The sequence below is a fragment of the Serratia sp. YWN4 genome (assembly GCF_055790845.1).
On sequence record NZ_CM147696.1, the window covers coordinates 4,736,537 to 4,757,789 of the forward strand.

Sequence of the window (21,253 nt, forward strand, 5' to 3'; positions counted from 1 at the left end):
ACAGATGAATACAACAAGGTGCAAATGAAAATTACAAAACGTGATTTAAGTCACATTTTAGGCGATGTACGGCGTCAAGCCGAATAAAGACAGGGTGTTTTGTTGCAGATGATGGGCGATTTCATCGGGCGGTTCGGGCCGCAACTGACACAGCACCTGAAACACATCGGCGGCCCGTTCAGGGCGGTTCGCTTGCCCCTGATAGCCCGCTAGCGGCATATCCGGCGCATCGGTTTCCAGCAGCAATGATTCGAGCGGTAACTGTGCCATCACGTTGCGGGTTTTCTGCGCGCGTTCGTAACTGATCGTGCCACCCACGCCGATGTAATACCCCAGCCGGATAAACACCTGTGCCTGTGCCAGGCTGCCAGCAAAACCGTGTACCACGCCACGGCGCGGCACATCGGCCCGGCGCAAGGCGGCCGCCAGTGGATCGTGACTACGGCGGGAATGCAGGATCACCGGCAGATCGTGGCGCGTTGCCAACGCCAGCTGTTGCTTGAGCAACGCCTGCTGGCGATCGAACCGGGGGTTTTCCATATACAGATCCAGCCCTATCTCCCCCACCGCCACCAGCTTGGCTGGCTGACTGGCGAGCAAACCCGCCAACTGCTCAAGCTGTTCATCCTGATGCTGCGCGATATACAACGGATGCAACCCCAGCGCGGCAAATACCGGCGCATGATCGTGCGCCAGTTTCAGCACCAGAGCGAAACGATCCGCCGTTACCGCAGGCACAATGATCCGCTGCACACCGGCTTGCGCTGCCCGCATCAGGCTTTCGTCTTCGTGGCCGCTAAACGGCGGGAAATCAAAATGGCAGTGGGTATCGGTAAAAACGTAATTCACAGCGCGCCTCCATCACCAGCAGAGGGATCACCCGGCAGAAGGATTTTCGCCGTGGTCAGTTGGGCTGCCGGTATCCCAACCCTGTTTCCTCAATGTGGCTGTTTTTCTGAGGATAACTCTTCCTGATCTCTTCCGTAATCTTCTTGCAATACGCCGGAGAGGCAGTCATTACTCCCGATCAACCAGGCATAGTCACTACCGGAAAACTCTGCCCACGCCTGCCAGACTTGGCCTTTCCACTGTTTCCAGCGGCCGACAATGATGTCGCTATTCATGACTGAACTCTCCAGACAACGAGAAAAGGAATTAAACTTTGTGACACTTTGAGAGAAAAGTTAAGGGCGCCGACGGCCGGTAAACAGGCTGATCAGGAACAGAATGATCCCCACCACAAACACCATTTTAGCCGCCCAGGCGGCGGTGCCAGCCAGCGAACCAAAGCCCAGCGCGGCCGCGATCAACGCAATGACTAAAAATATAATGCCCCAACGAAACATGAGCTTCTCCTTACGCTGGGGCGCAATAGGTTGCGCCCCTTGTTGACCCAGTGATTAGAACTGGATTTAGGATTTCACTGCCAGATCGTTCTTGACGCTTTTTACGCCATCAATGGCTTTGGCAATGCTCTCTGCACGCTCGGATTGCGCCTGCGTTTTCACCGTACCGGAAAGCTGTACCACACCGTCGGAGGTTTCCACTTTCACATTACGGGAAGGTACGATGTCGTCAGCCAGCAGTTTGGCCTTCAGTTCACTGGTGGTTGCGGCATCACCGGCATAAGCCTTCACCGATTGGGTGGCTTCATCTTTCACGTGCAGCTTGTCGCTGACGGATTTCACCCCTTCAACCTTACCGGCAACCGCAACGGCCCGTTCGGCTTGCGCCTGGCTGCTGACAAAACCACTGAGCGTTACCACGCCCTTCTCAGTGACCACCGAGATATCGGTGCTTTTGATCGCTTTATCGTCAACCAGTGCGCTTTTCACTTTCGCGGTTGTCGCACTGTCATCCATATAGCTATCGACTTTTTTCATGGAGCTATCGATTTTGGCACCCGTGCTATCAGCCACACTGGCGGCTTTGTTGAGCAGCGACTCTTGCGCCAGCACACTGCCACTCGCCAGAACAGAACCCAAAACGATAGCCATCAAAGAATGTGCAAACTTGGTATTTTTCATCGATCTCTTCCTTCTTGTTGTGAATCCCCATCAACTGCGGACTCCTGCACCGTGTGATCACGGCGAACTCAAATGAATACTTCACGATTACTATACAATCGAACACTCACGATAAGACTTTAGCAATTTGTATGCCAATAGAATAAAACCATTAAAAATCAATAATAAAGAAATATAAGTACAAGAGTTAGGTAAGAAATTGTTGCCTATTAGCGACAGTCGCGTCTTCCTACGAGGACACTGCTGCTATCTTATTGATATTACTGAGATAGAACTGTCTCCGATCGACAACAGCGCAAAATAACCCTCTAAATAGTGATTGAATAGCAGTTATTTTTGCTTATTAAATGCCGAAGTCCCTAATAAATGTAGTTCATCAGGTGAAATTTGCAGAAGGATACCCATAAAGCATCAGCCACGAAGAAAAACAGATTAATAAATAAGATTTAATAATTAGCAAGATGAGTGGTGGGGAATCATGGGCACCGCGAGAATGCGGTGCCGCATCGGCAGATTAGTGTTCGCGGGTTTTGCGGAACACCACGTCTGGGTAACGTTCCTGCGTCAGGTTGAGGTTCACCATGGTCGGTGCGATATAGGAGAGATTATCACCACCGTCCAGCGCCAGGTTCAGTTCGTTCTTGCGCTTGAACTCTTCGAATTTCTTCACGTCGCTGCACTCCACCCAACGGGCAGTGGAAACGTTCACCGACTCATACAGCGCTTCCACGTTGTATTCGGATTTCAAACGTGCAACCACCACGTCAAATTGCAGCACACCGACGGCCCCGACGATCAGATCGTTGTTGGAAATTGGACGGAATACCTGTACAGCCCCTTCTTCTGAGAGCTGCACCAGCCCTTTCAGCATCTGTTTCTGCTTCAGCGGATCGCGCAGGCGGATGCGGCGGAACAGCTCAGGGGCAAAGTTCGGAATACCGGTGAACTTCATGTCTTCACCCTGCGTGAAGCTATCGCCAATCTGAATAGTGCCGTGGTTATGCAAACCGATAATATCGCCCGGGTAGGCTTCTTCCACATGCGAACGGTCGCCCGCCATAAAGGTCAGCGCATCGGAGATCACCACGTCTTTGCCGGTACGAACCTGACGCAGCTTCATGCCCTTCTCATAGCGGCCAGACACCACGCGCATAAAGGCCACGCGGTCACGGTGTTTCGGATCCATATTCGCCTGGATCTTGAACACGAAGCCGGTAAATTTCTCTTCTGCGGCGACCACTTCACGGGTATTGGTTTTACGCGGCATCGGCGCAGGCGCCCAGGCCACCAAGCCATCCAGCATATGGTCCACGCCAAAGTTACCCAAAGCGGTACCGAAGAACACCGGGGTCAGTTCACCGGCCAAGAAGGCTTCCTGCTCAAATTCGTGAGAAGCTCCTTGCACCAGTTCCAGCTCTTCACGCAGTTGCGCAGCCAAGTCTTCACCCACGGCAGCGTCGAGATCCGGGTTGTTCAACCCTTTGACGATCCGCACTTCCTGAATGGTGTGGCCTTTACCGGTCTGATACAGGTAGGTTTCATCTTTATAAAGGTGATAAACCCCTTTGAACAGCTTGCCGCAGCCAATCGGCCAGGTGATCGGCGAGCAGGCGATTTTCAGTTCGCGCTCGACTTCATCCATCACTTCCATCGGATCGCGGATATCACGATCCAGTTTGTTCATAAAGGTCAGGATCGGCGTATCACGCAGGCGGGTGACTTCCATCAGCTTACGGGTACGATCTTCAACGCCTTTTGCGGCGTCGATCACCATCAGGCAGCAGTCCACCGCGGTCAGGGTACGATAGGTATCTTCAGAGAAGTCTTCGTGCCCTGGGGTATCCAGCAGGTTGATTAAGCATTCGCGGTACGGGAACTGCATCACCGAGGTGGTGATCGAGATACCACGCTGTTTCTCCATCTCCATCCAGTCGGATTTGGCGTGTTGGTTGGAGCCACGGCCTTTTACCGTACCGGCGGTCTGGATGGCCTGTCCGAACAGCAGCACCTTCTCGGTAATGGTGGTTTTACCGGCATCGGGATGCGAGATAATGGCGAAAGTTCTTCTTTTCGAGACTTCGCGGGCGAATTCACTAGGAGACATGTTTTTCAGATTCTACAGTTGGTCCGCCCTGCAATCATCGCAAACGCGTCAATAGCGGTGCCAGGCAAAGCGGTAATGAAAAGGTAACAGTGGGCCATTTTCGCTGATTTGCCAACCGGTGACAATCAATGGTTTTTTTGGCAAGCAGATAATTTGGCCATCACTTCAGACGAAAATCGGCAGAAAGTGCAGCCCAATGTTGCCGAAGCACGGTTTTGTGCTCTTCTGTACCCTAAATAATTCGAGTGGCAGAAAAATGAAAAATCGACTTTCGCCCCATTTGAACAGCGCTTGCACTGGCGCAACAATGAGGCCCATAATCCTGGAATAAGTAACTCAGGTGAGTGACAAATCCGCTGGAGTCAGACTTGAACACGGCTCGCAGCGCTCCTGGAAAGGCTGAGTAATAAAACCAACGCACATACAACTTGCAGTATGACGGGTATAAAACATAAAAAAGTCACCTTGAGTTCTACCCATTGTGTAAAAAATAGGGTCACAGAAATGGTAAAAAAATCTTCTTGGTCAGGTGGTTGGGCTACATTGAGAGATTTAGAAATAATAAAAACACTCATCGAAGTGAGAACGGCGACCTTAGCTGCAGAGCAGTTGGGTATTTCTCAACCAGCAATAAGCAGAACATTAAGCTTAATTGAGTCAAGATCTGGGTGCATTCTCTTTAAAAGGGAAAAAGGTAAGTTAATACCAAATTCAGATGCATTATCGTTATATGAAGAAATTGTTAAAATCTCAGACTCTTTTGAAAGGCTAACAAATTTCGAGTGGAATAAAGAAGAGAAAAAATCTCTGAACATCATTTCCACGCCTACCATTGCGTATTGTTTTCTTATGCCTTTAACCGCGCAATATATAAAAGAAAACCCAGATATAAACATAAAAATTGATATTGTCACAGCATCAAAATTATTAAGCAATTTAAACGAAGGCCGCGCAGATATCGCTCTTGGTGACTCATCCCTTAATACCGCCAGTATCAATGTTAGCGCTTTCCCGTTAAGAAGAACAAAAATAGTCTGCGCTATGAATCGACTAGATGAGTTAGCGAGCAAAGATGTTATTACTCCAGACGATCTCAATCAGAAAAGAATGATTGTTTTCACTAAAAGAAACATTTCAAGAACCAAGCTTGATCGCGTACTGGATAAGTCTGGGGTGTCATATAACGTTATCGCTGAAGTTTCTGATTCATACTCCGCATTAGATTTTGTAAGAGCTAACACAGGTGTCTGTTTAATGCCATCGTTTCCTGTCTCAACCATCAATGATCCTCAAATCATTTTTAAAGACTTCACTCCTGAAGTATTCATTGATTCCGCTTTCTTTACTCTTTCAAATTTAAACCCCCCACACATACAACGCTATCTTGAATATATTCATCAAAACCAACCTACACCGGATAGATACTCAGCCCCGCTGTAATACATAGCTTAAGGCTTTAGTGTGATAATAAATAGTCACACCAAAGCCTTTTTAGGCTCGACTATCACGCAATCAAAAAATGAGAAAGTACTAACATTAAGATATATGCGCAGCCCAGTTGCAGAGCATTTCTCTTAATAATGTCGAATGGAGTCAAACCTACTAACCCTGCAACGGCAATGGTTACACCGGCTATTGGAGAAAAACTGCGCCCTAAGCTACCAGAGAAATGCATTGGAATAAGAACCTTGAAGGCAGAGATCCCCGCACCTTTAGCAACCTCTGCGGCTAATGGTGCAAACGCATTGAAGGTTGAACCCGTACCGAGTACCACGGAACTAAAAAACACCAAAATGCTGAAAGAGAGCACAACCAGAATATGGGTATGAGTTCCAGAAGGAATAAAACTGAACAATGTCTCAATAAAGCCTATTTTTATCATTCCTTGAGCAAGAACTTGCGCACAGAGTAAAATTGAAACGATCATGATAAATGACTGCCCCATTTGGTCAAAAAGACCCGCTATTTTATCAGCGGCTTTCTTTATACTTAACGTCCGAATAAAATCACAAAATAATGCGATAAAAAATGAAATAAACATCGCTGTCACCACATCCATTTTAAATCTCATTGCTTTTGGTAACCACTCTTCAGCCAAACTAGAAAATATAAAGAGAAGTATCATCGGGATAATAGGCAGCAAAGCGAACAAATAGGGCACTTTCTCTGAAGAGGTTTGTTGATGTATGAGTAAACTATCATCTTGTGCTGGTATGGTTTCCTTTTTATCCCAATAGGCTTGCACAAACATGTGCATAATACCTATGAATATAAAGAGTATCCATACAATAGGGATTTGCTTTTCAACAAAGAAACTGAACAGATCATAGCCGGTTATTTCAGAAATCAAAATGCTGCCCGTTGCGGATGGTCCATAGTCTATACAAATTCCTGATGCAATAACGGCGGCTACAGATGCCTTACTGCACCCAATAGAGCGTAGAATAGGATATAACGTCGACATCATGAGAAGCGCGAGGCCTGATGGGCTTGATATAAATAATGCTAAAAGTTGCATGACGATATAACACCCGCCAAGCAGCATATACCTTGACTTTAACCTTCCTAAAGGCTTTACACAGATTTCAACCAGTTTCCCTGATGCGCCTATATCATTCATATAGCGGGAAAAACCGGCAATCACCATAATGATAAGCCCTAAACTGGCAATATTTTTACTGAAGACATTTTTTATTTCTACAAACACATCAATGACTTTTGAACCGGAACTGGCCCCAGTTATAGCGTTCTCAGGGAAAAGAAAGGCGGCAATCAGTAAAAGTACACACCCACCGACCAATACCAGCGCCTGTGCATATATCTTACGCATTATTCCCATACCGACCAATACGATAACAGTAAAAGACACGGCAAGAATGAATGCTTTTTGACCAAAACCAAAATACATAGAAGCTAAAATAATTGGGATGCTGACTATCCATATAAACAAGGATTTTTTGATATTTTTCATATCAGTAGACTCAGTCATTTTATACCTCACCAAGAGTTGATCATGATTGTGCGCAAAAGCAAGTATCACCGCTTTATGCTTATAGGAATATGCCTTTTATGTTATGATAGTATAAACATTAATGAATTAACTAAATCGTGATGGCTCTCAATTTTTTGATATAAAATAATTAAATCAATAAAAACAATGACATAAAATAATTCCATTTATGAGATCAAAATCACATTATAAATCAACATATATATTATCATAACCAAAAATAAACATGAGGCAGATGAATTATGGCTAGTGTAGGAATGTTTGATTCATGCATTACTGGACATTGGTTCAGTCAGAAAGCGAAAGATATCTGGTCTGACTTGAACACAATACAAAGTTGGCTCGACGTAGAAGCGGCATTAGCGTTAGCTCAAGCTGAATTGGGGATGATCCCGAGATTTGCTGCGAGCATAATTGCCGAGAAAGCTGACGTTAAGCTATTGGATACAAATAAGATCTCCATGGGCATCAAAGAAACCATGCATCCTTTTGTACCCGTATTACGTCAATATGAAGCCGTTTGCGGCACTGAGGCCGCGTCATATATACATTGGGGCGCAACGACTCAGAATATTTTCGATACGGGAGCGGTGTTACAATTAAGAAAAGCACATAACATTATTATCTCAGATCTCGATAATGTTCTCGTCGTTATGGCTAAGCTTGCTGCTGAGACAAAAAATATCCCCCAGGCTGGCAGAACTCACGGTCAACATGCGTTACCGATTACGTTCGGTTTTAAGGTGGCTGGCTGGCGTGCTGAAGTCCGTCGACATAGATCGCGTTTGATACATGCTGCTGAGGATGCATTCGTCGTGAGCATGGGGGGGGCTGTTGGGACCTTCTCTGCCATGGGAGGAAAGGGCAGAAATGTACAGAACAAGATTGCTGAGATACTTAACCTCAAATCATCGTCGATTCCGGTAAGGGCCTCCTGCGACTCACTCGCCGCCTACATTAATGTTTTTGGCTTATTGGCCGCTACGGTGGAAAAAATCAGTCAAGAAGTTATCTTCTTACAACGTACCGAGATTGCAGAGGTTGAAGAGAGTTTTCATCACGGCAAAGTCGGGAGCTCAACTATGTCACAAAAGAGAAACCCACAGCATGCCCAAAATTTGGTCGGCGTATCACAGTTGCTGCGCTCAAGAATGATGCTGGGTAATCTCTCGATGATAAGAATGAACGAAGGTGATGCGGCAGCAAGTAATATTCTAGATGTGTCATTACCCGAGGTATCCATTTTTGCAGTATCTATTGTTGAAGGGTTAAACAAATTAATCACCGGTTTGAATGTCTACCCTGACAATATGAAAAAAAATCTTGAGCTATCTGGTGGCCTGATCCTTTCTGAAGCCGTGATGATGCAATTAGCCGAATGTATTGGCCGTCCTGCAGCACATCATATTCTGTATGAAGCGGCTATGAACTCGATCAAGGAGAAGCTCACATTTGCTGAGTCAATTCATAATGAACTTAAGAAAGCTAATGTTCCGGACACTCTGGATATTAATAAAATTCTAGATCCCGTGCATTACCTCGGTGAGTCAACCGAATGCGTAGATGATGAGTTAAAAAAATAATTTCCAGAACAATCTGGCGGAGAGCAAGACCTGTTAGGGAGGCTACTCAACCCCTATTTTTTAGTTAAGCAGTAAGATAGGAAATATATACCCACCCTATTTCAAGTTACATGTTTATTGGCTTTATTACTCGGCCCATCCGTGGGCCTTAGCCGCTGTAAGCAACGTTCACCTCTGTTCCCGGTAAATCTATTACTCACCCCAGCGGCAGCGCCATCACGATCGCATCTTCGCGGCCATGGGCAGCAGGGTAATAATTACGGCGCACCGTCACTTCGTTAAACCCGAGATCTTCGTATAACGCGATCGCCCCACGGTTGGAAGCGCGCACTTCCAGCCACAGCGTAACCACGCCACGCGCTTCAAGCTGTGCAATCAGCGCAGTGAGTAGCGTGCGGCCAAAACCCCGGCGCTGCCAATCTGGATGGATAGCAATGTTAAACAGCGTGGCTTCATCCAGCACGATCTGGGTAATGGCAAAACCCGCCATCTGCCCTGCGGCTTCCAGCCTCAGGTTGAGGTAGCGCTCGCCCTGATTGCTGGCGAATGTTGCCTCCGTCCAGGGAAAAGCATGGCTGGCGTGTTCAATCTTGAAGGCGGTGGCCAGATCGGCCGTCGTCAGGGGTGAAATGCTGTTCATAGTGACAAATCTGCTGCCAGAGTGCGCGTTTGGCACCCGCATCTTGAGAAAGCTCGGCCAGCGCCGGGCTATGTAGTTGCGCACCGGCCACCGCAAGCGGCTCCGCAATGCCCAACCGCCAACTGTTACATTCGGTGTCTTGCGGCAGCATCGCGACCTGATCCGGCGTCAGGCCATAGGTTTGCGCCGGTTGCAGCCCCAGGCTGCGCAACACGTCGCAGAATAAGGGATCCTGCGGATCGGGCAATGTCTGTGCCACCACCAGCAAACGCACTTCCGCTGGCAGGCTGACGGCGATCTCGCCCTGCAACGCGCCAGGGCGGCGCAATGTCCACTGCGTAATCCCCAGTTGTTGTAACAGCCAATCGCGTTTTGATGCCATACCGATTCCCATGTGTTGCGCACTATGCCTGCCATGTGCCGCGCTATGCTAACAAACCCACACACCCTGCGCCAACAAACCCGTCGAACATCTCGCCACAAAGCTCTATAATCCTCCGCTTAATCTTGAGGAGCCAAAAACTGATGTCTGCATTAACCCCAGCCAGTGAAGTCATGCTGCGCCACAGTGATGAGTTTGTTGCACGCCGCGTCCTGTTCGCAGGCGACCTGCAGGACAGCCTGCCGGCCCAATTCGAGGCCGCTGATGTGCGTGTCCACACCCAGCAATACCATCACTGGCAGTTACTGAACCGGACGATGGGCGAAAATGCACAATTCGGCCTGACGGTAGATCCCACTTTCGTTGCCAGCTGCGATACGCTGGTCTATTACTGGCCAAAGAGCAAACAGGAAGCGCAGTTCCAACTGTGCAATCTGCTGTCTTTGCTGCCGGTAGGCGCAGAAATCTTTGTGGTTGGTGAAAACCGCAGCGGCGTACGCAGCGCGGAACAAACTCTGGAAGGCCATGCCCAGCTTGCCAAAATCGACAGCGCACGCCGTTGTGGTTTGTATCATGGCCGCATCGATGCACAGACTGAATTTGATCTGGCCGACTGGTGGGAAAGCTATCAACTGCACGATCTGGAAGTGAAAACCCTGCCGGGCGTATTCAGCCGCGATGGCCTGGACGTGGGCAGTTCGCTGCTGCTGTCGACGCTGGAAAAACACATGAAAGGCAAGGTGCTGGACGTGGGTTGCGGTGCCGGTGTGATGGCGTCGGTGCTCTCCAAGCTGTCACCGAAAATGAAGCTGACGTTGAGCGACGTGAATGCCGCTGCGGTGGAATCGAGCCACGCAACGCTGGCCGCTAACGGTATTGAAGGTGAAGTGATCGTCAGTAACGTCTATTCCGACATTACCGGCCGCTTTGACATGATCATTTCCAACCCGCCATTCCATGACGGCCTGGCAACCAGCCTGACTGCCGCAGAAACCCTGATCCGTGGCGCAGTGAAACATCTGCCAATCGGTGGGCAACTGCGTATCGTTGCCAACGCCTTCTTGCCATACCCGGATATTCTGGATGCCACTTTCGGCAGCCACGAAGTGCTGGCGCAGAACGGCCGTTTCAAGGTGTATAAAGCCACCGTTGGCCGCCAACCACGCGATCCGAAGAAGAAAAAGTAACTCGGTATTGAAATTCACGGGCGCCCTTCAGCGTAATGCTTGTCAGTTAAGGCTAACCAGTTCCCTCTCCCTCGGGGAGAGGGTTAGGGTGAGGGGAAGATCACTGAACTAAAGCCCCTCACCCCGGCCCTCTCCCACAGGGAGAGGGAGGCCACACCTTTAGCACCTGCTGCATAATTATGCAGCTTTGCGCTTAACTGACCGGCATTACGCCCTTCAGCGCCCGTTTTAGATATACCCAAGTTCAATCAAGATGCAGGTAGGCGGCAACTGAGCGAATTCCCAGGAGCATAGGCCACTATGTGACTGGGGTGAGCAAAGGCAGCCAACACCCCTGCCGTTTGATTGACGACGGGTATATTAGCCGTTAATAAACTCCATCCCTACCTGCGTATAACGCGCGCCAGCTACGCCTGCCTGCGGGAATACTGCCTCGATCGCCGCCAGTTCCTGTTCACTCAGCGTAATCTCCGCCGCCGCCACGTTTTCTTCCAGATAGCGCCTGCGCTTGGTGCCTGGGATTGGCACGATATGTTCTCCCTGCGCCATCACCCACGCCAGCGCCAACTGTGAAGGCGCAACGCCCTTTTGGCGGGCCAATTCACCGACTTTTTCCACCAGTTCCAGGTTACGGGCGAAGTTTTCCCCTTGGAAACGCGGATTACCACGGCGGAAATCGTCTTCGGCCAGATCTTCCGGGCGTTGGATCGCCCCGGTCAAAAAGCCGCGCCCCAGCGGGCTGTACGCCACAAAACCGATGCCCAACCGTTCACAGGCCGCCAGTTGGCCTTGCTCCGCATCCCGCGTCCACAGCGAATATTCGGTCTGCAATGCGGTAATCGGGTGTACTTTGTGCGCCCGTTCCAGCGTGGCAACGGAAGCCTCGCTTAAACCGATATAGCGGATCTTGCCCTCTTTAATCAGATCCGCCATGGTGCCCACCACCTCTTCGATCGGTACCTGCGGATCGACACGGTGCTGATAATAAAGATCGATGGTTTCCACCCCCAAACGTTGCAGGCTGCCTTCGACCGAGCGGCGAATATATTCCGGTTTGCTGCTCACACCGCGGGCGTGGGGATCGGCCGGATCGCGCACAATGCCGAACTTGGTCGCCAGAAATACGCGATCGCGCTGGCCTTTAATCGCTTTGCCAACCAATTGTTCGTTGGTGTGCGGGCCGTACATATCGGCAGTATCCAGCAGCGTAACACCCAGTTCCAATGCCCGGTGCAGCGTGGCAATCGCCTCTTTCTCATCGCCGCCGGTGGAGTAAAAGTCGCTCATTCCCATGCAGCCTAAACCCAGAGCCGAGACGACGGGGCCGTTAGAGCCTAATTGACGTTGTTGCATTGTGCTGTCCTCATTGAGCGGTCTATGTTGTAACCCAGTCTGGTTGTTTACGCTGTAAAGATAAATAATGAAGATTGCACATCACTATTCATAAATCGCTAACAATCATCAGGTGGCAAGATGGATCAGATTCAAGCCATGCGTATCTTTACCCGGATCGTCGAGCTGGGCAGCTTCAGCCGTGCGGCTGAACGCCTGCAACTGCCGCGCGCCACGGTCAGTAATGCGTTGCAACGGCTGGAGCAGCGGCTCGGTGTCCGCCTGCTGTTGCGCACCACGCGACAGGTACAGATCACCGCCGAGGGCACGCTGTACTATCAGCGCTGCCTGCAACTGCTGGATGCGCTGGAAGAGGCGGATACGTTATTCCATCACCACAAGCTGCAACCGGCGGGCAAAGTGCGTATCGATATGCCGCACTCGCTGGCGCGGGAGATCGTCATCCCGGCGCTGGCGGATTTTTATCAGCGTTACCCGGAAATTGAGCTGGCGCTCGGTGCCAACGACAGCCATGTGGATCTGCTGCGTGAAGGCGTAGACTGCGTGCTGCGCGCCTGGGAAACCGAAGACGACACCCTGGTTGCCCGGCTGATTGCCCAGATGCCGCAGCTAACCTGCGCATCCCCCGCCTATCTGCATACCTTCGGTACTCCGCAATCGATCGACGATCTGCAACACCATCAGGCCGTGGGTTATTTCTCGCTGGTCAACAACCGTAACTATCCGCTGGAATTCTGCCGTAACGGCAAGCTGGAACTGCGCGAATTACCCAGCAAATTGAGCGTCAGCGGTGCCGATGCCTATACCAGCGCCTGCCGCGCCGGGATGGGCTTGATTCAGGGATCCCGCTACTCGGTGGCCTCCTGGTTAAAGACGGGTGAAATGATCGAAGTTCTAGCAGAAACACCGCCGCCGCCGATGCCGATCTACATCATGTATCCCCCTGGCCGTTTCCTTGCGCCACGCGTCAGGGTATTGATTGATTGGCTGATTGGTCTGTTCAACAAATATTAATCCGCTATCCCCAATAGATTTCAATCTGCAGCTAGGCGACAAGTACGCGAATCCCCAGGAGCTTAGACAACTAAGTGACTGGGGTGAGCGTACGCAGTCAACAACGCTGCAGTTTGAAAGATGAAGGGGATAGGCGTTTTTTCCAGCGAACGCCCTTAAACCAGGAAATAACTATTGACGTACCCGCCAAAATCTCTAGAATTCGCCTCCGTGGTAGCATTACTCCGGTAATGTTTCTGGTAAGCGAAGGTGGCGGAATTGGTAGACGCGCTAGCTTCAGGTGTTAGTGTCCTTACGGACGTGAGGGTTCAAGTCCCTCTCTTCGCACCAATAACCACATGATTTATATTGCACAGCATCAATGCGAAGGTGGCGGAATTGGTAGACGCGCTAGCTTCAGGTGTTAGTGTTCTTACGGACGTGAGGGTTCAAGTCCCTCTCTTCGCACCAAGCTGGTGATATAAATCGAAAACAAAGCAACAACATCGACTGTGCGAAGGTGGCGGAATTGGTAGACGCGCTAGCTTCAGGTGTTAGTGTCCTTACGGACGTGAGGGTTCAAGTCCCTCTCTTCGCACCAATTGATGAGTTCTCTCCCGCTTTTCCCTCGTCTTAAATCCTTTGAAAATCCAACACGCCCATGCGTGGTTTTGTCGTTTCAGCCAAAGCTGAAATGCAGGCTGATGGCGGCTAATCCGCCTGCCAACGCCATAAACGAAGGCAGCAAAAGATAATGGCGCAGGTGGCTGTTAAACAGCATCACCAGCGTAACCAGCATGGCGACGACGATCAGGGTGCGCAGTTGCATCATATTGAGATCGATCAGCGCGATTAACGGCATCAGAGTACAAGGCAGCAATACCCCCCAGGCGCTGGCCAGCCGTTTGCCCAGAACCCCACTGACGATCCATAACCCACATGCGGTGATTATCGCGGCCATCATGGCAACCATCCTTTAGATGATAATGATAACCAATATCATATAACACTTTTTTTCCTTGCGCATCATTTTCGCCCATCGGGCAAAACAGCGACCATAACAATATCCAACGGGCCAGCAGCCTGCTGTCATAGTAAAAATGCGCCATCGGGCCTTTTTCCATATGCCATTCTGGCAATCGCGCATTACACTAAGCAGCGACTTTTGCCTTTCCCTCAGCATTTTGAAAATGGAAAACGACCGTTGAAGACCTCACTCTCCGCTTTATTGCTGGCGCTGGGCCTGTGTGCCGCGCCGTTGGTCAGCCAGGCCGCCACTCAACTGACGTCACAGATTGTCGATCAGTATGCAGAACATATCTTTTTCAATAGCGGTGCGACCGGTATGGCGCTGGTGGTAATCGATAATAATCAGGTGGTTAACCGCAGCTTTGGCGATACCAAACCGGGTAACGATCAGCGCCCACGCCCAGACTCCCTGATCCGCATTGCTTCCATCACCAAGCTGATGACCAGCGAGGTGATGGTCAAGATGGCAGAAGAAGGCAAGATCAAGCTCACCGATCCGCTGCGCAAATACGCTCCCAAAGGGGCTTATGTGCCGTCTTACAACGCACGTCAGCCGATTACCCTGTTGAATCTGGCCACGCACACCAGTTCCCTGCCGCGTGAACAGCCCGGCAAGAAGCCGCCAAAAACGCCGGTATTTACCTGGCCAACCAAAGCCCAACGCTGGCAATGGCTGGCGCACGCCAGCATCACCGTGCCGCCGGGCGTGCGGGCCGCCTACTCCAACCTGGCGTACGATCTGCTGGCCGATGCCCTGTCACGCGCCGCAGGCAAGCCCTACAACGCCCTGCTGCGTGAGAGAATTACTGTACCGCTGGGGATGGTGGATACTACGCTGACGCCCAGCGTCGAACAGTGTTCACGCTTAATGGTTGCCGCCACCGGGCCAAGCGCCTGCCGGGATACCACGGCCGCAGGCGGCAGCGGTGGCGTCTATTCTACCCCGCGCGATATGCAGCGCTGGATGCAGCAGTTTCTTGCCTCCAACGCCGTCGGTTCGCGCAAACTGACGGCGCAGAGCGAGCAAACCATGTATTTCCAGCGTAGGGATCTGGCCTCGCTGACAGGGATGGATGTTCCAGGCCAAGCGGATGCGCTGGGATTAGGTTGGGTGTATATGGCCCCGAAAGATGGGTTGCCGGGCATTATTCAGAAAACCGGCGGCGGTGGCGGCTTTATTACCTATATGGCGATGGTGCCGCAGAAAAATATCGGTGTCTTCGTGGTGGTAACCCGCTCAGAGTTGACCAAATTCACCAATATGAGCGATCCGGTCAACCGACTGGTGGGCGAACTGGTAGCGAACAAAGGCTGATTCCGCAAGAATATCGGGCGAACAAGTTCGCCCGTAATACTTTAGCGGGCGCGATAAACCGATGGGGAACAGCCTTCGAGCCGGTTGAAGAAGCGGGCAAAATAGGCCGGATCTTTGAACCCCAGGCTGTAGGCGGTTTCATGCACCGTACAGGCGCTGAACAGCAGCATACGTTTGGCCTCACGCAGCATGCGATCGAAAATCAGCCGCTTGGGTGAGCGGTTGGCGAAACGGCGGCACAGGTCATTGAGCCGCGACTCCGTCACCCCGAGCGTTTGCGCATATTCCGGCACCGGCAGATGTTCGCGAAAACGCTCATCCACCATCTTATTGAAACGCTGAAACAGCTTCAGTTCAGTGCGCATACCGCTGGCGGCTTTATCTTCCAGTGAGGTATTGCGCAGCAGCAGCGTCAAGACCGCCTGCGCCAGCAGCGCCAACGTCTGCTCACGCCCCGCCATCTTCTGGCTGAACTCACGGCGGATCAGCGCCCAATAATGGCTGAGCGCCGCCAATTCTTGTGGCGCGTCGGCCAACGAGAGGCAAATCCCCGGCATCTCCAGTTCCAACGCCAGATTACTACCGGGGTACAACCGTTCCAGCACCGGCCAGACCAACTCTTGGCGCACCGTCAGCACGTGCCCGTCGCTGTCCGGTTCGGTGAAAAAGGCGTGCGGCACCGAAGGGGGCGTGAGGATGAACAGCGGTGCCTGCACCGAATAGTGCTGATCGTCAAGCTGTAGCTCTATCTTACCGGTTTCCAGAAAGTGCACCTGAAAGAAGCTTTCATGCCAGTGTACCTGCATGTCACGGCCGAAAAATGCCGCCAGCCCCGCGAAGGTTTCGTAGTGCACTTCATCGGCGGCATAATGCGCGTCATACTCTTTGCAAATATCGATATTGACGATAAAGCCGGTATTTTTCTGCACGCTGTCCTCCGAAAATGAGAATAGCGGGGTTCAACCTCTGCTGAACCCCTGGTTTTGAGTTTTTAAGGCGTGGCACGCGGCCGTGAATCTTTCATCGGGATACGCCATACCAGCACGGCACCGATAATCAGCAGCGCCGAGACAAAATACAGCCCGGAGTTGAAGCTGCCGGTCACATCCTTAAACCAGCCGATCAGCAGCGGGCTGACGGCCGAGCCGATATTCCCGGTGGCGTTGATCACCGCGATCCCCACCGCACGCGCCTCAAAGCTAATTGACTGATCCGGCGTAGTCCAGAAGATCGCCATCGCCGTAAAGGATCCCACCGACGCCATCACAATCCCCAACAGTTGGATCATGCTGTGGTTGGTGGCCGAAGCCAGCAGCCAGCCCGCAGCGGCGAACAGATAGGGCAGTGCGGTGTGGTATTTACGCTCCTGCAACCGATCCGAACGTTTACTCCACCAAATCATACCGGCGATGGTACAGATCTGCGGGATCGCCGCCAGAATGCCGATCACAATATTGCTGCTGCTCTGGTTAAAGCTCTGCAAGATCTGCGGCGTCCAGATATTGATGGCGCTCAGGGTATTGGTCAGGCAGAAATAGGCCAGCGTATACATCAGCACAATCGGCGTCAGCACTTCACGCCACAGGCTGCGCTGCTGCAAAGCCCGATGGCTGCTCGGCCCTTCTGGCTGCACCAGTTGCAGTTTATCCGCCTCCATCATCGCCTTCAGGCTGCTTTTCTCTTCGTCGGTCAGCCAGTTGGCCTTGGCTGGCGTATCGTCGAGATAGAACCACACCACTACGCCCAGGATCACCGAGGGAATGCCTTCCAGCAGGAACAGCCACTGCCAACCTTTCAGGTTCATCATGCCGTCCAGCGCCAGAATGTAGCCGGACACTAACGAACCCAACGCCATGGTCACCGGCATGGCAATCATAAACAGCGCGTTGGCCCGGGCGCGGTAGAACGCCGGGAACCAGTAGGTGAGATACACCAGGATCCCCGGCAGGAAGCCCGCCTCGGTGATCCCGACGATCATCCGCAAGATATACAGGCTGGTCGGCCCGGTGGCGAACATGGTGCAGGTGGAAGCGATGCCCCACAGCACCATAATGGTAGCGATCCAACGCCGTGCCCCCACCCTGCTCAGCATGATGTTACTGGGGATACCGAAGATCACGTAGGTGACGTAAAACAGCGTTGCCGCCAGGCCAAACATGGTGGAGCTAAGACCGAGGTCTTGCTTCATGGTCAGCCCGGCAAACCCGATGTTGATGCGGTCAAGGAACGAGAAAACAAACAACACAAATAAGAAAATAATCAGGCGCCGAAATAACTTTTTAATCACCGACTGCTCGGTGGCGGTTAACGCTTTATGTTGCTCAGCCGGGTTAAGCGGCTTGAGCGAATCGACGTTGCTCATAGTGACTCCGATTAGTAGACGCCCGGGGATTGCACTGCCGGTTTGCCCCGCTTGAATTGGCTTGCCAAGGATTCAGCCGCCCGCGCCAGCAGAGTGGTATCCACCCCAACGGCGACAAACAGCGCACCGGATTCCAGATAATGCTGCGCCAGTTCCAGCTGCGCCGTCAGGATGCCCGGTGCCTTACCGGCGGCGCTGATACGCGCAATGGCGTCATCAATGGTGCGTTGCACTTCCGGGTGCTGCGGATTGCCCGCAAACCCCATATCGGCACTCAGATCCGCCGGGCCGATAAACACGCCATCCACGCCTTCTACCTGCAAGATGGCATCCAGATTGTTCACCGCTTCGCGGGTTTCAATCTGCACCAGCACGCACATCTGGCTGTCGGCCTGTTGCAGATAGTTGGGTACCCGGTTCCAGCGTGAAGCGCGTGCCAGCGCACTGCCCACGCCACGAATACCGTGCGGCGGATAGCGGGTAGCGCGCACCGCGGCCTGCGCCTGTTCGGCGTTCTGGATCATCGGGATCAGCAAGGTTTGCGCGCCAACGTCCAGCAGTTGTTTGATCACCACCGCATCATTCCAGGCCGGGCGCACCACCGGGTGGCTGGGATAAGGCGCTACTGCCTGCAACTGGCCGAGCACCGTCTGCACGTTGTTTGGCGCGTGTTCAGCGTCGATCAACAGCCAGTCAAATCCGGCTCCGGCCAGCAGTTCGGCGCTATAGCTGCTGCATAGCCCCAGCCACAGGCCAATCTGCGGGCGTTTTTCCTGCAAGGCCTGTTTAAATTGGTTAGTTAGCATTGTGTTCTCCATTAGGTATTTCCCCCTCACCCCAGCCCTCTCCCTCAGGGAGAGGGAGCAATAAGTGCTCTTGATTAGCCTCTGCACAACGGCATCAACAAACTCGATCCGTCCCCAATCGCTGCACTTGATTAGCCTCTGCACAACAGCCTCAACGAACCCGATCCGTCCCCAATCGCTGCACTTGATTAGCCTCTGCACAACGGCCTCAACGAACTCGATCCGTCCCCTCTCCCTCGGGGAGAGGGTCAGGGTGAGGGGGATCGATCAGACAAACCGGCAGCTGATGCAGCCCATCGGGCCATAGTCCGCATGGAAGGTATCGCCGCGCCGTGCGGGCACCGGTCGGGTAAAGGAGCCACCGAGGATGATCTGCCCGGCTTCCAGTTCCACGTCATACGGGAACAGCTTATTAGCCAGCCACGCCACGCCATTGGCCGGATGATTCAGCACCGCCGCCGCCACGCCAGACTCTTCAATCACCCCGTTGCGATACAGCAAGGCGCTGATCCAGCGCAGATCCAGCGCATCCGGCTTGATCGGCCGCCCACCCATCACCACGCCTGCATTGGCGGCGTTATCAGAGATGGTGTCGAATACCTTGCGTGGCCGCTGGGTTTGCGGATCGACGTTGTGGCTGCGCGCATCGATGATCTCCAGCGCCGGGATCACATAGTCGGTGGCGTTGTACACGTCGAACAGCGTGCAGTTCGGCCCGCGCAGCGGTTTCGCCAGCACGAACGCCAATTCCACCTCCACGCGCGGCACGATAAAGCGATCAAAAGGAATATCGCTGCCGTCGTTGAAGAACATGTCGTCCAGCAGCGCGCCGTAATCCGGTTCGGTGATCTGCGAGCTGACCTGCATGGCGCGCGACGTCAGGCCGATCTTGTGGCCTTTCAAGGTGCGCCCTTCAGCAATCTTCAGCTCAACCCACTGGCGCTGGATGGCATAGGCATCTTCGATGGTGATCTCCGGGTGATCCAGCGACAGCGCGCGGATCTGCTCCCGGTTCTGTTCCGCCTGATGCAGGCGCTGCACGGCTCGGCTCAGTACGTCTTTATCCAGCATGGATGGCCCTTCCTCTTATTCAGTTTTTACTAAACAGCGCGTGGACGTTGTTTTGCTTGTAATTCAGCACCGGATCCAGCTCTTCCAAGGTGAAAGAGAGCGCCAGATAACGCTTGGCCATCAGCGCGGCGAAGTGATCCTTGATCAGGATGAACAGCATTTCCGCCACCTGTTGGCGGCTTTCCAGGCTGCGGCCGTGACCGATCTTCAACGTCATATGCACAAAGGCATAGTTCTGCTTGCCATCGGCCATCTGCCAGGTATCCAGCCAGATGGCGCGGCTGCGGATGCCCGCCAGCGGGAAAATGCCGGTTTCCGCCAGCGCGTGGTGTACCTTGGCAAACAGCGCGGGCAAATCCGCCTCCCGGCGGATGTTGTCAGTACATTCAGCATAAAAATGGGGCATTCAGGCACCTCAGGCTTCAGCAGGGAGTGGGAATACGGCATTCACCTGCCCGGTACCGGAACTGGCAAACAGCGGGGTGACAAACTCCACCTCGCCTGCGTACTTATCCCAGCCCAGCAGACCCAGCAGCATCACGGTGTCGTGCATGTTGCCTTCGCCGTAGCAGTAGTTGGCATATTCCGGCAGCATTTCGCAGAACTCGCTGAAGCGCCCGGCTTTCCACAACTGCACCACGCGTTCGTCCATCTGCTGATCGAACTGGCGGGTGTAGCTATGCATGCCTTGCTCGGCACGCTGATCGTCGATAAAGCGGTGAGACAGCGAGCCGCTGGCCAGCACCGCCACGGTGCCGTCGTATTTCTCGATCGCGGTTCTGATCGCTTCACCCATGCGGCGGCTGTCGGCAAAGTCATGCACGGTGCAGAAGGCAGAAATGGACACCACTTTGAAGTGCCGATCGCTGTTCATGTAACGCATCGGGACCAGCGTGCCGTACTCCAGCTCCAGGCTTGGGATCTCATGCGCCTTAGCGCGCACCCCGAGCTTGCAGGCTTCATCAGCGATCAAGTGGCCCAGTTCCGGATTACCGTCGTACTCATAGGTCATATCGCGGATAAAGTGCGGCAATTCGTTACTGGTATAAACCCCTTTGAAATGCCCGGTGCAGTTGATGTGATAGGCACTGTTCACCAGCCAGTGGGTGTCGAACACAATGATGGTATCGACGCCCAGCTCGCGGCAGCGTGCGCCGATCTCTTTGTGGCCATCGATGGCCGCCTGACGGCAGCCGTGGTGCTTGCCCGGCAGCTCAGACAGATACATTGAAGGAACGTGTGTGATCTTTGCGGCTAATGCTAACTTACCCATATCTATATCCTCGCTTGAAAACTTATCGGGTTTTCATAGTCAAAGCCCACACGGAACCGTAAAAGTAGGGTTCTTGGGGCCTGTTCAGGCCCACATTTATCGGTATCCGGTTCCGCCT

General features: G+C 52.5%; 21 protein-coding genes and 3 tRNA genes. 8 read left to right on the forward strand and 16 right to left on the reverse strand.

The window, feature by feature from the left end; all coding sequences use genetic code 11:
* Window positions 1-57: 57 nt before the first annotated feature.
* The 5 genes from ACX9GT_RS21850 to prfC form a co-directional block, all read right to left on the reverse strand.
* Entirely contained in the window at window positions 58-849 is a 792-nt protein-coding gene (locus ACX9GT_RS21850) for a TatD family hydrolase (protein ID WP_473188686.1), read from the reverse strand.
* Window positions 850-938: 89 nt separating this feature from the next.
* Window positions 939-1,124, reverse strand: a complete 186-nt coding sequence (locus ACX9GT_RS21855; RefSeq protein WP_473188687.1) for a CsbD family protein — start codon at window positions 1,122-1,124, stop codon at window positions 939-941.
* Between the two features lie 60 nt (window positions 1,125-1,184).
* The gene (locus ACX9GT_RS21860; protein ID WP_473188688.1) at window positions 1,185-1,346 is read right to left on the reverse strand and encodes a DUF1328 domain-containing protein; all 162 of its coding nucleotides are present in this window, start codon (window positions 1,344-1,346) and stop codon (window positions 1,185-1,187) included.
* A gap of 66 nt (window positions 1,347-1,412) precedes the next feature.
* Window positions 1,413-2,027, reverse strand: a complete 615-nt coding sequence (gene osmY / locus ACX9GT_RS21865; RefSeq protein ID WP_473188689.1) for a molecular chaperone OsmY — start codon at window positions 2,025-2,027, stop codon at window positions 1,413-1,415.
* Between the two features lie 514 nt (window positions 2,028-2,541).
* The gene (prfC, locus tag ACX9GT_RS21870) at window positions 2,542-4,131 is read right to left on the reverse strand and encodes a peptide chain release factor 3 (RefSeq protein ID WP_473188690.1); all 1,590 of its coding nucleotides are present in this window, start codon (window positions 4,129-4,131) and stop codon (window positions 2,542-2,544) included.
* Between the two features lie 504 nt (window positions 4,132-4,635).
* On the opposite strand from prfC, the gene ACX9GT_RS21875 reads away from it, so the two are divergent.
* Window positions 4,636-5,571 (forward strand): LysR family transcriptional regulator, encoded by a 936-nt coding sequence (locus ACX9GT_RS21875; RefSeq protein WP_473188691.1) that lies wholly within the window; start codon window positions 4,636-4,638, stop codon window positions 5,569-5,571.
* 64 nt (window positions 5,572-5,635) lie between these two features.
* Here ACX9GT_RS21875 and dcuC read toward each other — a convergent pair whose 3' ends face one another.
* The gene (dcuC, locus tag ACX9GT_RS21880; protein ID WP_473188692.1) at window positions 5,636-7,120 is read right to left on the reverse strand and encodes a C4-dicarboxylate transporter DcuC; all 1,485 of its coding nucleotides are present in this window, start codon (window positions 7,118-7,120) and stop codon (window positions 5,636-5,638) included.
* A 263-nt stretch (window positions 7,121-7,383) separates the two neighbouring features.
* On the opposite strand from dcuC, the gene ACX9GT_RS21885 reads away from it, so the two are divergent.
* Window positions 7,384-8,724, forward strand: coding sequence for a class-II fumarase/aspartase family protein (locus tag ACX9GT_RS21885; protein ID WP_473188693.1), 1,341 nt, complete (start codon window positions 7,384-7,386; stop codon window positions 8,722-8,724).
* Window positions 8,725-8,920: 196 nt separating this feature from the next.
* On the opposite strand, the gene rimI is transcribed toward ACX9GT_RS21885, so the two are convergent.
* Window positions 8,921-9,364: a ribosomal protein S18-alanine N-acetyltransferase gene (gene rimI / locus ACX9GT_RS21890; RefSeq protein WP_473188694.1), complete on the reverse strand. Its 444-nt coding sequence runs from the start codon at window positions 9,362-9,364 to the stop codon at window positions 8,921-8,923.
* Window positions 9,309-9,746 carry a DNA polymerase III subunit psi gene (locus ACX9GT_RS21895; protein ID WP_459401196.1) on the reverse strand — a complete coding sequence of 146 codons (438 nt, stop codon included), beginning with the start codon at window positions 9,744-9,746 and terminating at the stop codon, window positions 9,309-9,311. The genes rimI and ACX9GT_RS21895 overlap by 56 nt, the downstream gene beginning before the upstream one ends.
* A 143-nt stretch (window positions 9,747-9,889) precedes the next feature.
* Between ACX9GT_RS21895 and rsmC the strand changes: the two genes are divergently transcribed.
* Window positions 9,890-10,933: a 16S rRNA (guanine(1207)-N(2))-methyltransferase RsmC gene (gene rsmC, locus ACX9GT_RS21900; protein WP_473188695.1), complete on the forward strand. Its 1,044-nt coding sequence runs from the start codon at window positions 9,890-9,892 to the stop codon at window positions 10,931-10,933.
* A 360-nt stretch (window positions 10,934-11,293) separates the two neighbouring features.
* On the opposite strand, the gene ACX9GT_RS21905 is transcribed toward rsmC, so the two are convergent.
* Window positions 11,294-12,286 carry an aldo/keto reductase gene (locus ACX9GT_RS21905; protein ID WP_473188696.1) on the reverse strand — a complete coding sequence of 331 codons (993 nt, stop codon included), beginning with the start codon at window positions 12,284-12,286 and terminating at the stop codon, window positions 11,294-11,296.
* A gap of 120 nt (window positions 12,287-12,406) precedes the next feature.
* Between ACX9GT_RS21905 and ACX9GT_RS21910 the strand changes: the two genes are divergently transcribed.
* From ACX9GT_RS21910 to ACX9GT_RS21925, 4 genes are all read left to right on the forward strand, one after another.
* Window positions 12,407-13,300, forward strand: coding sequence for a LysR family transcriptional regulator (locus tag ACX9GT_RS21910; protein ID WP_473188697.1), 894 nt, complete (start codon window positions 12,407-12,409; stop codon window positions 13,298-13,300).
* Window positions 13,301-13,543: 243 nt separating this feature from the next.
* Window positions 13,544-13,630, forward strand: a tRNA-Leu gene (locus ACX9GT_RS21915).
* A gap of 33 nt (window positions 13,631-13,663) precedes the next feature.
* Window positions 13,664-13,750: transfer RNA gene (locus ACX9GT_RS21920), tRNA-Leu, on the forward strand.
* A gap of 43 nt (window positions 13,751-13,793) precedes the next feature.
* Window positions 13,794-13,880, forward strand: a tRNA-Leu gene (locus ACX9GT_RS21925).
* Between the two features lie 78 nt (window positions 13,881-13,958).
* Here the strand turns inward: ACX9GT_RS21925 and ACX9GT_RS21930 are convergent.
* Window positions 13,959-14,243 carry a DUF1435 domain-containing protein gene (locus tag ACX9GT_RS21930; RefSeq protein ID WP_473188698.1) on the reverse strand — a complete coding sequence of 95 codons (285 nt, stop codon included), beginning with the start codon at window positions 14,241-14,243 and terminating at the stop codon, window positions 13,959-13,961.
* A gap of 240 nt (window positions 14,244-14,483) precedes the next feature.
* On the opposite strand from ACX9GT_RS21930, the gene ampH reads away from it, so the two are divergent.
* Window positions 14,484-15,623 (forward strand): D-alanyl-D-alanine-carboxypeptidase/endopeptidase AmpH, encoded by a 1,140-nt coding sequence (gene ampH / locus ACX9GT_RS21935; RefSeq protein ID WP_473188699.1) that lies wholly within the window; start codon window positions 14,484-14,486, stop codon window positions 15,621-15,623.
* Between the two features lie 41 nt (window positions 15,624-15,664).
* On the opposite strand, the gene hpaA is transcribed toward ampH, so the two are convergent.
* The 6 genes from hpaA to hpaD all read right to left on the reverse strand — a co-directional run bounded on the left by hpaA (window position 15,665) and on the right by hpaD (window position 21,135).
* A complete protein-coding gene (hpaA, locus tag ACX9GT_RS21940) occupies window positions 15,665-16,552 on the reverse strand; it encodes a 4-hydroxyphenylacetate catabolism regulatory protein HpaA (RefSeq protein ID WP_473188700.1) in 888 nt (295 codons plus the stop codon).
* A 62-nt stretch (window positions 16,553-16,614) separates the two neighbouring features.
* Window positions 16,615-17,985, reverse strand: coding sequence for a 4-hydroxyphenylacetate permease (gene hpaX, locus ACX9GT_RS21945; protein ID WP_473188701.1), 1,371 nt, complete (start codon window positions 17,983-17,985; stop codon window positions 16,615-16,617).
* An 11-nt stretch (window positions 17,986-17,996) separates the two neighbouring features.
* Window positions 17,997-18,791 carry a 4-hydroxy-2-oxoheptanedioate aldolase gene (hpaI, locus tag ACX9GT_RS21950; protein ID WP_473188702.1) on the reverse strand — a complete coding sequence of 265 codons (795 nt, stop codon included), beginning with the start codon at window positions 18,789-18,791 and terminating at the stop codon, window positions 17,997-17,999.
* 267 nt (window positions 18,792-19,058) lie between these two features.
* Window positions 19,059-19,862, reverse strand: coding sequence for a 2-oxo-hept-4-ene-1,7-dioate hydratase (gene hpaH, locus ACX9GT_RS21955; protein WP_473188703.1), 804 nt, complete (start codon window positions 19,860-19,862; stop codon window positions 19,059-19,061).
* Window positions 19,863-19,881: 19 nt separating this feature from the next.
* The gene (locus ACX9GT_RS21960) at window positions 19,882-20,268 is read right to left on the reverse strand and encodes a 5-carboxymethyl-2-hydroxymuconate Delta-isomerase (protein ID WP_076942638.1); all 387 of its coding nucleotides are present in this window, start codon (window positions 20,266-20,268) and stop codon (window positions 19,882-19,884) included.
* A gap of 9 nt (window positions 20,269-20,277) precedes the next feature.
* On the reverse strand, window positions 20,278-21,135 hold the full coding sequence (gene hpaD, locus ACX9GT_RS21965) for a 3,4-dihydroxyphenylacetate 2,3-dioxygenase (RefSeq protein WP_473188704.1): 858 nt from the start codon (window positions 21,133-21,135) through the stop codon (window positions 20,278-20,280).
* Between the last annotated feature and the right edge of the window lie 118 nt (window positions 21,136-21,253).

What these genes read in the sequence shown, in the direction of transcription:
- ACX9GT_RS21885 (WP_473188693.1), top strand. Translation starts at nt 7,384, where the DNA reads ATGGCTAGTGTAGGAATGTTTGATTCATGCATTACTGGACATTGGTTC.
- dcuC (WP_473188692.1), bottom strand. Translation starts at nt 7,120, where the DNA reads ATGACTGAGTCTACTGATATGAAAAATATCAAAAAATCCTTGTTTATA.
- ACX9GT_RS21895 (WP_459401196.1), bottom strand. Translation starts at nt 9,746, where the DNA reads ATGGCATCAAAACGCGATTGGCTGTTACAACAACTGGGGATTACGCAG.
- ACX9GT_RS21960 (WP_076942638.1), bottom strand. Translation starts at nt 20,268, where the DNA reads ATGCCCCATTTTTATGCTGAATGTACTGACAACATCCGCCGGGAGGCG.
- ACX9GT_RS21905 (WP_473188696.1), bottom strand. Translation starts at nt 12,286, where the DNA reads ATGCAACAACGTCAATTAGGCTCTAACGGCCCCGTCGTCTCGGCTCTG.
- hpaD (WP_473188704.1), bottom strand. Translation starts at nt 21,135, where the DNA reads ATGGGTAAGTTAGCATTAGCCGCAAAGATCACACACGTTCCTTCAATG.
- ACX9GT_RS21860 (WP_473188688.1), bottom strand. Translation starts at nt 1,346, where the DNA reads ATGTTTCGTTGGGGCATTATATTTTTAGTCATTGCGTTGATCGCGGCC.
- rsmC (WP_473188695.1), top strand. Translation starts at nt 9,890, where the DNA reads ATGTCTGCATTAACCCCAGCCAGTGAAGTCATGCTGCGCCACAGTGAT.
- osmY (WP_473188689.1), bottom strand. Translation starts at nt 2,027, where the DNA reads ATGAAAAATACCAAGTTTGCACATTCTTTGATGGCTATCGTTTTGGGT.
- hpaH (WP_473188703.1), bottom strand. Translation starts at nt 19,862, where the DNA reads ATGCTGGATAAAGACGTACTGAGCCGAGCCGTGCAGCGCCTGCATCAG.
- ACX9GT_RS21930 (WP_473188698.1), bottom strand. Translation starts at nt 14,243, where the DNA reads ATGATGGCCGCGATAATCACCGCATGTGGGTTATGGATCGTCAGTGGG.
- hpaX (WP_473188701.1), bottom strand. Translation starts at nt 17,985, where the DNA reads ATGAGCAACGTCGATTCGCTCAAGCCGCTTAACCCGGCTGAGCAACAT.
- prfC (WP_473188690.1), bottom strand. Translation starts at nt 4,131, where the DNA reads ATGTCTCCTAGTGAATTCGCCCGCGAAGTCTCGAAAAGAAGAACTTTC.
- ACX9GT_RS21875 (WP_473188691.1), top strand. Translation starts at nt 4,636, where the DNA reads ATGGTAAAAAAATCTTCTTGGTCAGGTGGTTGGGCTACATTGAGAGAT.
- ACX9GT_RS21855 (WP_473188687.1), bottom strand. Translation starts at nt 1,124, where the DNA reads ATGAATAGCGACATCATTGTCGGCCGCTGGAAACAGTGGAAAGGCCAA.
- ACX9GT_RS21910 (WP_473188697.1), top strand. Translation starts at nt 12,407, where the DNA reads ATGGATCAGATTCAAGCCATGCGTATCTTTACCCGGATCGTCGAGCTG.
- hpaI (WP_473188702.1), bottom strand. Translation starts at nt 18,791, where the DNA reads ATGCTAACTAACCAATTTAAACAGGCCTTGCAGGAAAAACGCCCGCAG.
- rimI (WP_473188694.1), bottom strand. Translation starts at nt 9,364, where the DNA reads ATGAACAGCATTTCACCCCTGACGACGGCCGATCTGGCCACCGCCTTC.